This window comes from Comamonas sp. FG99 (assembly GCF_057808605.1).
This window is the reverse complement of record NZ_JBMDII010000005.1, coordinates 178,398-188,452: the sequence shown is the minus strand read 5'-3', so window position 1 is coordinate 188,452 and position 10,055 is coordinate 178,398. Positions and strand designations below refer to the sequence as shown.

Here is a 10,055-nt window from a genome sequence, read left to right as displayed (position 1 = left end):
TCGCCCGCCGGGGCGAGACCCGGCCTCTGGCCTCAAAACAAGGCTCCACGCTTGCGCTACGCTGGGTCTCCCGAAGAGCTCATGCCGTTCACTGGCTAAGTGAACGGCATGACCCCAAGCGGGCGCTCTTCAGCCCCGGGCGGCGCAGCGCGCAAACATGTCCAGCGCCGGCTGGTAGAGCCCGGTATGCACATCGGCCATGCCCAGCACCGAATGGAAATAGTTGTCGTGCGAGATCTGCTGCCCCGCCAGAGAAGTCTGCAGGCAGCCCAGCTCGACCCCCATGCGCTGGCGCATGGCCGGCGACAGCCAGGTGATCCATGGGATGTGCTTTTGCAGATCGGGCGCCACCGAGTAAGGCAGCCCGTGCAGGTAGATATTGTTCTCGCCCAGCGACTCGCCATGGTCGGCCACGTACATCATCGCGGTGGGCTGGCGCGCATGCGCCATCGCCAGCCACTGGATCAGCGTGCCCAGCATGCGGTCGGTGGCAACGATGCTGTTGTCGTAGGCATTGAGCAGCTCCTGCCGGCTGCATGACTGCAGCGCATTGCTGGTGCATTCGGGCAGGAAGCGCTTGTCCTGCGGCGCCGAGCGCTTGTAGTAGGCCGGCCCGTGGCTGCCCATCTGGTGCAGCACCAGCACCACCCCGCGCTCGCGCTGCTCGCGCGGCAGGGCCGCGATGCGTTCGCCCAGCCCGTCCAGCAGCGCCATGTCCAGGCACTCGCCGTCTGCGCACAGCGCCGGGTCGGCCTCGCCGGCGTCGGAGGTCTTCGCGGAATGCACCCGGGCGCACACGCCCTTGCAGCCGCCCTGGTTGTCCACCCACAGCACCGCCAGCCCGGCGCGCTGCAGTATGTCGAGCAGGTTTTCGTAGTGCTTGCCGTCGTCGATCTCGGTGCGGCTGAGGTGCGAGAACATGCAGGGCAGCGACACCGCGGTACTGGTGCCGCAGGACCAGGCGTTGCGCGCCACGATCAGGTCGCTGCGCGCGGACAGCATGGGCGTCGTCGGCCGGGCATAGCCGCCGACCCCGAAATTGCCCGCCCGCCCGGTCTCGCCCACCACCAGCACCAGCAGCGGCGCCGCCGGCTGCCGCTGGTAGCTGGCGCCCAGCCGGGCATCCTCGCCGATGCGATGCAGGCTGGCATCCGCATGGTGCAGCCTGGCGGCGACGAGATCGCCCACGGCATAGAAGGTGGCCAGCGGATTCATCATATAGCGCAGCTGCTTGTAGTTGCGCATGGCGCTGGACAGCGGCTGGAACACCAGCAACCCCGCGGCCAGCGCCAAAAGCATGCCGCCCAGCACCAGGCCCGCATTGCGCACGGCCTGGCGCAGCCCGGTGGCGGATGCCAGCCGCGCGCGCCACAGCCACCAGCTGGGCGGCAGGGCCAGCACGCCGACCACCGCCGCCATGCGCCAGTGCAGCAGGTCGAGCGACTCGCGCACATTGGTCTGCAGCACATTGACCAGCATCACCGTATCGATCGCTATGCCATAGCTGAGCATGAAATAGGCGGCGAACGCCGCCACCCAGACCGACAGCAGCAGCAGCGGCTTGGTGGCGCGCCCCCAGGCCAGCAGCCCCAGGATGGCCACCATGGCGCCGGCGATCATGCAGCCCAGGCCCAGCCCGAGCTCCCAGCTCTGCGCCGCGGTCCATTGCGGCAGGCTGGCCAGCCGCTGCCACAGGGCCACGTTGGAAAATGCCGCCAGCCACAGGCTGACCATCACCACCGCATGCCAGGTGGGCATTTCCCTAGGCACTTCCCTGGACATTGCTCTGGGCATTTCCCTGAACATTTCTCGCCGCGACATCATGGGCTGAAACGTCCCTCAGCCACCACAGTCCCGGAGCAGCGCCGAGCCCTGCGGCGCATGCCACAGCCGTATATCGCCAGCGCTAAACACCGGCGCAATCGCCGCCAGCTCGGGCACGCTGCGCGCGAAGTCCCTGCCGTCCGACACCAGCCACACGCCTTGCTTGCCGCACAGCAGCCCGCGCAGCTGCGCGCGGCCGATCAAATGCTGCGCCTGCTCGGGCGTGGCAAAGCCGGCCGCGTCGGCCAGCTCCTTCTTCCAGTTGTCGCGCAGCGCCAGCCCGGGGTCGTCCCAGTTCGAGTAGATATAGGGCTCGCCCTGCACCCGCAGGTAGAAGGGCAGCTCATAGGCCAGCCCGTCGAGCATGACCAGCTTGTCCTGCGGCTGCACCGCGAACTGGCGCAGCGCCCGCAGCTGGGTTGATGGCGGCACGGCCACCGTGCCCAGCGCCAGCGCGAGCGCCGCGCACAGCAGGGCCGCGCCGCCCCCCCACGGCGCCAGCCGCCTGCGCCCGGGCTGCGGCGCCCAGCGCCACAGCGCCAGGCGCGCCAGCAGGTAGGCCAGCGGCGGCATCGCCGGCATGATGTAGCCCACCAGCTTGCTGTGGGGCAGCGAGAAAAAGCCCACCACCACCACCGCCCAGACCACCATCAGGCGGTCGATCGCGCTGAGCTGCGGCATGCGCCGCAGCCTCAGCAGCCGCCGGCTCGCCAGCAGCGCCGTCCAGGGCAGGCTCGCCAGCAGGATGCAGGCGGGGTAGAACCACAGAGGCTGCTGGTTGTTGAAGCCCTGCTGCGTGAAGCGGCGGAAATGCTGGGTCACGATGAAGTAGTCCCAGAACTGCGGATGGTGCTGCTGCATCGCCCACATCCACGGCCCGGCAACCGCCAGCGTGATCGCCCAGCCCGGGCTCCACAGCAGCAGCTGCAGCTGGCGCCAGCGCCGGCCCCAGGCGCACCACAGCACCAGGATGGCCAGCGGCAGCACGAAGCCGATCAAGCCCTTGGCGAGGAAGGTGATGCCCGCAAACGCATAGGCGCCGGCCAGCAGGCCGCGCCAGGGCAGGCCGCCGTGGTGGCGCAGCGCGGCCGCTGCGCCCAGCAGCACCGTGGCCGCCAGGCAGCCCGCGACCAGCATGTCCATGTTGGCGTACTGCGCCCCCAGGTAGAACAGCGGCAGGGTCAGCAGCACCAGCCAGCTGGCACGCGCCAGCGGCTCGGCCGCGAATAGCCGCAAAAAGGCCAGCAGCCCCAGCGCCGCCATGGCCGCGCCCAGCAGCGAGGGCAGCCGCCCCACCCATTCATGGACACCAAAGACCTTGAGCCCGGCCGCGCAGATCCAGTAGAACAGCGGCGGCTTGTGGAAGAACGGCATGCCGGCCAGCCGCGGCGTGAGCCAATCGCCGGTGCGCAGCATGTCGAGCGCCACCACCACATAGCGCCCCTCGTCGGGATGGCTCAGGGGCCGGATCCAGGCCAGCGCCATCAGCCAGGCCAGGCTGAGCAGCGCCGCCAGGGGCAGTGAAAGTGCAAACCCGCCGGCAGCGGGCGCTGCCGGGGCGCCGGCCGCCGCGCGGCGGCTGGGATGGAGAAGGCTCATGGAGATAGGCTCGCCGGCCGGGCTTCAGCGCTCGTCGTCGGGCGCGAACAGGCGCTGGCCCGCCAGCGGCGAGCTGAGTGCGGCCAGCCGGATGGTGCCGAACACGAAGGCGATGGCCGCGCCCAGGCCCATGCCGGCCAGGATGTCCAGCGGAAAGTGGATGCCGACATACACCCGGGCCCAGCTCGTGGCCAGCGCACAGGCGCAGACCCACAGCCCCAGGCGCCGCAGGTCGAGGCTGTGCAGGCAGATGAATGCCAGGGTCCACAGCACGGTGGCATGCGCGCTGGGCAGCGAGCCGCGCGCCGCATGCTCCACGTATTCGGGGCTCAGGCCGATCATGAAGGGCCGGGGGTGGTTGATATAGTCCGCCAGCGCATGGGCCGCCATGGCCGCCAGGCCGCTGACCGCCACCGCGCACAGCAGGTAGCCGAGCTTGGAGGGCATGCGCCACATGGCCCAGACCGCGCCGCCAAAGGCCAGCCATCCGCCGCCATCGGCCAGCAGGCGCGCCAATGTCAGCAGCTCAGTATTGGGGGCGTGCCCCGCGGCGATCCAGGCAAACATTTGTCGGTTGATAAAGTTCATCGGTGCGTGCTCTTCAACATCGGGCCGATTCGGCCCCCCTCACAAGGGCAGCCTGCGATACCGGCCTGCTGAAGCTCAGCGGGCCGCAGTATCCGCGAGACTGCCTTAGCGTTTACTTAATTTTTCGGCCGCCACCCATGGCGGGAAACCGCGGCCGGCCGGGCCACGGCAAAGCTACCGGGGCAGGCACTGCCGCCCGGCACAGAAATGCAACTTGCTACCCTCTCCAGCCAGAAGCCCGTTCACTGGCATCGCCTGGTGCCGGGATGCCGGCAGCCGGTACGATGCGAACTTCTTGCAACAGATTCAACGAATCTTCTCTTTTGAATTTGTCGCGAATATTAATGCGCAAAAAACATTTTCATTCAATAAATTTACATTTAGAAACCTATTGAATGCATCTTAATAGTGTTTGTGAGCACTTTCGCGCAAAGTCGTGCAGACACAGTCTCTTCATGCCGGCCACCAATGCAAAGGGCTGCATACGGATATGCAGCCCTTGCTTCGCCAGGCCCCCCTGGCCTAGCTCATTGCACGACGCCGCGCGCGCGCAGCTCGGCTATCTGCGCATCGCCAAGGCCCATGCCGCGCAGCACCGACTCGGTGTCGTCGCCCACATGCGGCGCGCTGCTGCGCACCGTGCCCGGCGTGGCCGAGAGCTTGGGCACGATGCCCGGCACCTCCAGGCTGTAGCCGTCGCGCGTGTGCTGGGTCAGCAGCATGTCGCGCGCGCGGTAGTGCGGGTCTTCGGCGATGTCGCGGGCGGTGTAGACCTTGCCGGCCGGCACGCGCGCGGCGGCCAGCCGCTCCATCACCGCCTGCACGCTGCGCGGCCGGGTCCAGTCGCCGATGGCCGCGTCGATCTCGGCGATGCGCGCCACGCGCCCGGCGTTGTCGGCCAGCGCGGGATCGCGCTCCAGGTCGGGGCGCTCTATCGCCGCCATCAGCCGCTTGAAAATGGAGTCGCCATTGCCGGCCACCAGCACCCAGCCGTCCTGGCAGGGATAGGCATTCGACGGCGCAATGCCCGGCAGCGCGCTGCCGGCGGCCTCGCGGATCGCGCCGAATGCGCTGTACTCGGGGATCAGGCTCTCCATCACGTTGAACACCGCCTCGTGCAGCGCCACGTCGATCACCTGCCCCTGGCCGCCGTTCACCTTGCGGTGGTAGAGCGCCATCATCACGCCGATCACGCCATGCAGCGCGGCCAGCGTGTCGCCGATCGAGACGCCCACGCGCACCGGCACGCGGCCGGGCTCGGCGGTCAGGTGGCGCAGCCCGCCCATGGCCTCGCCGATCACGCCAAAGCCCGGCAGGTCGCGGTACGGCCCGCTCTGGCCGTAGCCCGAGATGCGCAGCATGACCAGGCCCGGGTTGAGCGCGTGCAGCTCCTCGGGCGACATGCCCCAGCCCTCCAGCGTGCCGGGGCGGAAGTTCTCGACCAGCACGTCGGCCTCGGCGATCAGCTGGCGCGCCAGGGCCTGCGCCTCCTGCTGGCGCAGGTCCAGCGCCACCGACTTCTTGTTGCGCGACTGCACCTGCCACCACACCGAGGTACCGTTCTTGAGCAGGCGCCAGTTGCGCAGCGGATCGCCCGCGCCCGGCGCCTCGATCTTGACCACCTCGGCGCCGAATTCGCCCAGCGTCTTGCCGCAGAACGGCCCGGCGATCAACTGCCCCATCTCCACCACCTTGACCCCTTGCAAGGCCATGGGGGTGGCAGCAGCGGGAACAGCGTGAGAAGTGGCGGCTGAAGCAGCGGCGGTGGAGCGGGAATCCGGCATGGCACGACCTCGGGCGGGATGGAACAGTTGGCGAGCATGATAATCCGGCCCCATGAGCATGCCATCCACCGCCGCCAACGCGCCGCGCATCTGGGACCTTTTCTGCCAGGTGATAGACAACTTCGGCGACATCGGCGTCTGCTGGCGCCTGGCCTGCCAATTGGCGGCAAGTGGCGAGCAGGTGCGGCTGTGGGTGGACGACGCCAGCGCCCTCGCCTGGATGGCGCCCGGCGGCGCCCCGCCCCAGGTGCAGGTGCTGCGCTGGCCCGATGCGCCCGATGCCGCGACCCGGGCACTGCTCGCCGCCGCGCCGCCGCAGGTGCTGGTGGAGGCCTTTGGCTGCGAGCCGCCCGCGGCCTACCTGGAGCAGCTTGCGCAGCGCGTGCGCCTTGGCGGGCGGCGCCAGCCGGTGTGGATCAACCTCGAATACCTGTCGGCCGAAGCCTATGTGGCACGCAGCCACCGCCTGCCCTCGCTGCTGGCCAGCGGGCCGGCCGCAGGCTGGACGCGCTGGTTCTTCTACCCCGGCTTCACGCCGGACACCGGCGGCCTGCTGCGCGAGGCCGATCTGCCCGGGCGCCAGGCCGCGTTCGAGCCCGAGCGCTGGCGCCGCCAGCACGGCCTGCCCGTGGCCGCCACGCAGATCTCGCTGTTTTGCTATGAGCCGCCCGGGCTGGCCGCATGGTGGCGGTCGCTGCCGGCGGCGGCGCAGCCGCTGTCGCTCGCGGTGACTGCCGGGCGCGCCACGGCCGCGCTGCAACCGCTACTGGAACAGGAGCACATAGCGCTTGACAGCAGGGAATTTCAGATACAAAACACTTCAGAACCCTTATCCATCAATCGCTGCCAGCTACTGTTTTTACCGCTGTTGCCGCAGCCGGCCTTTGACGAACTGCTCTGGGCGAGCGAGCTGAACTGCGTGCGTGGCGAGGACTCGCTGGTGCGCGCGCTGTGGGCCGGCCAGCCGCTGCTCTGGAACATCTACCCGCAGCATGACCAAGCCCATCACGGCAAGCTCCAGGCCTTTCTCGACTGGCTGGATGCCCCGCCCAGCCTGCGCCTGGCGCATGCGCTGTGGAACGGCCTGCCATGCGGCAAGGGCGCCGCCTGGCCGGCACTGACGCCGGCGCTGCTGGCCGAGTGGCGCGCCTGCGTGCAGCAGGCGCGCGCCCGGCTGCTGGCGCAGGCCGATCTGGCCAGCCAGCTGCGGGCATTCGCTGCCAGCAAAGAAAAAGGTTAGAATTGCGGTCTTTGTGCCTTTCGCGGTTTCGGCATCGTGCCGGGCCCGCATCCAGTGAGGCGCACAACGCCGCGGAATCAGCAGTGGCGCAGCCGCCCTTTACCACGGGCCTTACCGTGGACCCGTGCCGCCCCGGCACAGCGAGCCGCCCGCAGCCAGGTTGAGCGGCTCCACCACAGGCAAATCTGCTATGAAAATCGCTCAAGAAATCCGCGCCGGCAACGTGATCATGCACGGCAAGGACCCGATGGTCGTCCTGAAGACCGAATACGCCCGCGGCGGCCGCGGCGCAGCCACCGTGCGCATGAAGCTCAAGAGCCTGATCGGCAACTTCGGCACCGAGAACGTGTTCAAGGCCGACGACAAGATCGACAACGTGATCCTCGACAAGAAGGACTGCACCTACTCGTACTTCGCCGATCCGATGTACGTGTGGATGGACGCCGAGTTCAACCAGTACGAAGTCGAAGCCGAGAACATGGGCGACGCCATCAACTACCTGGAAGACGGCATGGAAGCCGAAGTCGTGTTCTACGACGGCAAGGCCATCTCGGTCGAGCTGCCCACCACCGTGGTGCGCGAGATCACCTGGACCGAGCCCGCCGTCAAGGGCGATACCTCCGGCAAGGTGCTCAAGCCCGCCAAGATCGCCACCGGCTTCGAAGTGGCCGTGCCGCTGTTCGTGGCCCAGGAAGACAAGGTCGAAATCGACACCCGCACCGGCGAATACCGCAAGCGCGTGTAAACGCGCCCCTGCTGCGACCCTTACGCGGTACGCGATACAGCCAAGGCCCTGCGCTTCATGCGCAGGGCTTTTTTTTTGCCGCCGGGCCGCCCCAAGGCAAAAAGCGGCCCCCTCGGGGGCAGCGGCTACACGCAGTGAGCAAGCGTGGGGGTTCTTTTTTTTGCTGCATGCAAGCGCTCTACATTAATTTACCCAGATCAAATTGACATCATCAATTTAACCCAGGTAATATGACAGACATCATGAGCGACACCTCCCCCCACTACACCATCTTCCAGGGCAAGCACCAGCTGCTGCAGGGCGACCGCAGCGCGGTGCTGCAGTACCTGAGGCACCACGACATCGCCACGCAGGGCAGCAGCCTGGCGCCGCTGTGGGTGTTCGACGACCAGAGCGGCATGCGCCTGGACCTGGACTGGCGCAGCGAACTGGCGCCGGCCGCGGATACGCCGCAGTCAGCACCGCAGCCAACGCCGCAGCCCGAAGCCGCGCCAGCTGCCAAGCCGCGCTCGGTGGGCCGCCCCAAGCTCGGCGTGATCTCGCGCGAGGTGACGCTGCTGCCCCGGCACTGGGACTGGCTGGGCCGCCAGCCCGGCGGCGCATCCGGCACGCTGCGCCGCCTGATCGACGAGGCCCGCAACGCCAGCGCCGCGCAGGACGCGCTGCGCGCCGCCACCGAGGCCAGCTACCGCTTCATGAGCGAGATGGCGGGCGACCTGCCCGGCTTCGAGGAAGCCTGCCGCGCCCTGTTTGCGCGCCAGTACCAACCCTTCGTGCTGCACACGCAAAGCTGGCCCGGCGACGTGCTGGCCTACCTGCACCGGCTCAGCGCGCCGGTGTGGCAATCCGAATAACTACCCTCCATGCAATCTCCCCCTCTCCACGGCGCCCCGGCGGCCGGCGTGCAACCGCAGTGGCGCGTGTTCCTGCGCTTTCTCGGGCCGATGATCCTGGCGAACACGCTGCAATCGCTGTCGGGCACCATCAATAGCGCCTTCCTCGGCCATATGCTCGGCGTGCAGGCGCTGGCCGCGGTGGCCGCCTTCTTTCCGGTGATGTTTTTGTTCATCGCCTTCATGATCGGCCTGGGCGCCGGTGCCTCGGTGCTGATTGGCCAGGCCTGGGGCGCGCGCATGCCGGACAAGGTGCGCGCCATCGCCGGCACCAGCCTCGCGGTGGGCCTGGCCTTCGGCGCGGTGGTAGCCCTGTTCGGCGGCCTGTTCAGCGCGCCGCTGATGCACCTGCTGGGCACGCCGCCCGACATCCTGGAGACGGCCACCACCTATTCGCGCGTGGTGCTGCTGGGCATGCCGGGCCTGTTCGTGTTCCTGCTGGCCACCTCGATGCTGCGCGGCGTGGGCGACACGGTGTCGCCGATGTGGTCGCTGGTGGTCTCCACCGGCGTGGGCCTGGTGGCCACGCCCGCCCTTATCGCCGGCTGGTGGGGCCTGCCGCGCCTGGGCGTGATGAGCGCGGGCGTGTCGATGATCCTGGGCTTCACGCTGGCGCTGCTGTGGCTGGGCTGGCGCCTGCGCCGCATCGGCAGCCCGCTCGCGCCCGGCGCGGCGCTGTGGCGCGCGCTGCGCATCGACCTGGCGCTGCTCAAGGCCATCCTGCGCGTCGGCATCCCCACCGGCGTGCAGATGGTGGCCTCTTCGCTGGCGGCGCTGGTGGTGGTGTCGCTGGTCAACGGCTTCGGCTCCAATGCCACCGCGGCCTATGGCGCGGTCAACCAGATCAATGCGTTCGCGCAGTTTCCCATCATCTCGGTGGCGATCACCGCGTCCATCCTGGGCGCGCAAGCCATCGGCGCCGGCCGCGCGCAGCAGCTGGGCGCGATCGCGGCCACCGCGATCCGCATGAACCTGATCATCGGCGCCGCGCTGGCGCTGGCCGGCAGCGTGCTGGCGCGGCCGCTGCTGGGCCTGTTCATCGCCGATGCGCAGGTGGTGGATACCGCGGTGCACCTGCTGCACATCATCTTGTGGAGCGGGTTGATCTTCGGCTGCTTCGTGGCGCTGTCGGCGGTAATGCGCGCCAGCGGCGACGTGTTGGTGCCCACCGGCATCACCATCGCGGTGCTGGCGCTGCTGGAGCTGCCAATGGCCTGGCTGCTGAGCCGCCGCTTCGGGTTGACCGGCGTGTGGCTGGCGCTTCCGCTGTCCTACACCATCACGCTGGCGCTGCAGTCGCTGTACTACCACCGGGTGTGGAAGCACAAGCCGATCCGCCGGATGGTGTAAAAACGACCTCTTCACCCACCTCGCACAGCGCC

Annotated in this window: 8 protein-coding genes; 4 read left to right on the top strand and 4 right to left on the bottom strand. The window is 68.6% G+C overall.

Annotated features, from left to right (window positions below; genetic code table 11):
* Positions 1-129: 129 nt before the first annotated feature.
* The 4 genes from ACODRX_RS05590 to ACODRX_RS05575 all read right to left on the bottom strand — a co-directional run bounded on the left by ACODRX_RS05590 (position 130) and on the right by ACODRX_RS05575 (position 5,723).
* The gene (locus ACODRX_RS05590) at positions 130-1,758 is read right to left on the bottom strand and encodes a phosphoethanolamine transferase (RefSeq protein WP_488870099.1); all 1,629 of its coding nucleotides are present in this window, start codon (positions 1,756-1,758) and stop codon (positions 130-132) included.
* A gap of 81 nt (positions 1,759-1,839) precedes the next feature.
* The gene (locus ACODRX_RS05585) at positions 1,840-3,423 is read right to left on the bottom strand and encodes an ArnT family glycosyltransferase (protein WP_488870097.1); all 1,584 of its coding nucleotides are present in this window, start codon (positions 3,421-3,423) and stop codon (positions 1,840-1,842) included.
* Between the two features lie 24 nt (positions 3,424-3,447).
* A complete protein-coding gene (locus ACODRX_RS05580; RefSeq protein WP_488870095.1) occupies positions 3,448-3,990 on the bottom strand; it encodes a phosphatase PAP2 family protein in 543 nt (180 codons plus the stop codon).
* A 548-nt stretch (positions 3,991-4,538) separates the two neighbouring features.
* Complete coding sequence (locus ACODRX_RS05575) at positions 4,539-5,723, bottom strand: CaiB/BaiF CoA transferase family protein (RefSeq protein ID WP_488870093.1); 1,185 nt, start codon at positions 5,721-5,723, stop codon at positions 4,539-4,541.
* A 124-nt stretch (positions 5,724-5,847) separates the two neighbouring features.
* On the opposite strand from ACODRX_RS05575, the gene earP reads away from it, so the two are divergent.
* The 4 genes from earP to ACODRX_RS05555 all read left to right on the top strand — a co-directional run bounded on the left by earP (position 5,848) and on the right by ACODRX_RS05555 (position 10,023).
* Complete coding sequence (gene earP / locus ACODRX_RS05570; protein ID WP_488870091.1) at positions 5,848-7,035, top strand: elongation factor P maturation arginine rhamnosyltransferase EarP; 1,188 nt, start codon at positions 5,848-5,850, stop codon at positions 7,033-7,035.
* A 190-nt stretch (positions 7,036-7,225) separates the two neighbouring features.
* The gene (efp, locus tag ACODRX_RS05565) at positions 7,226-7,780 is read left to right on the top strand and encodes an elongation factor P (RefSeq protein ID WP_488870089.1); all 555 of its coding nucleotides are present in this window, start codon (positions 7,226-7,228) and stop codon (positions 7,778-7,780) included.
* Between the two features lie 242 nt (positions 7,781-8,022).
* Complete coding sequence (locus ACODRX_RS05560) at positions 8,023-8,634, top strand: DUF2239 family protein (protein WP_488870088.1); 612 nt, start codon at positions 8,023-8,025, stop codon at positions 8,632-8,634.
* 9 nt (positions 8,635-8,643) lie between these two features.
* On the top strand, positions 8,644-10,023 hold the full coding sequence (locus tag ACODRX_RS05555) for an MATE family efflux transporter (protein ID WP_488870086.1): 1,380 nt from the start codon (positions 8,644-8,646) through the stop codon (positions 10,021-10,023).
* Positions 10,024-10,055 lie beyond the last annotated feature (32 nt).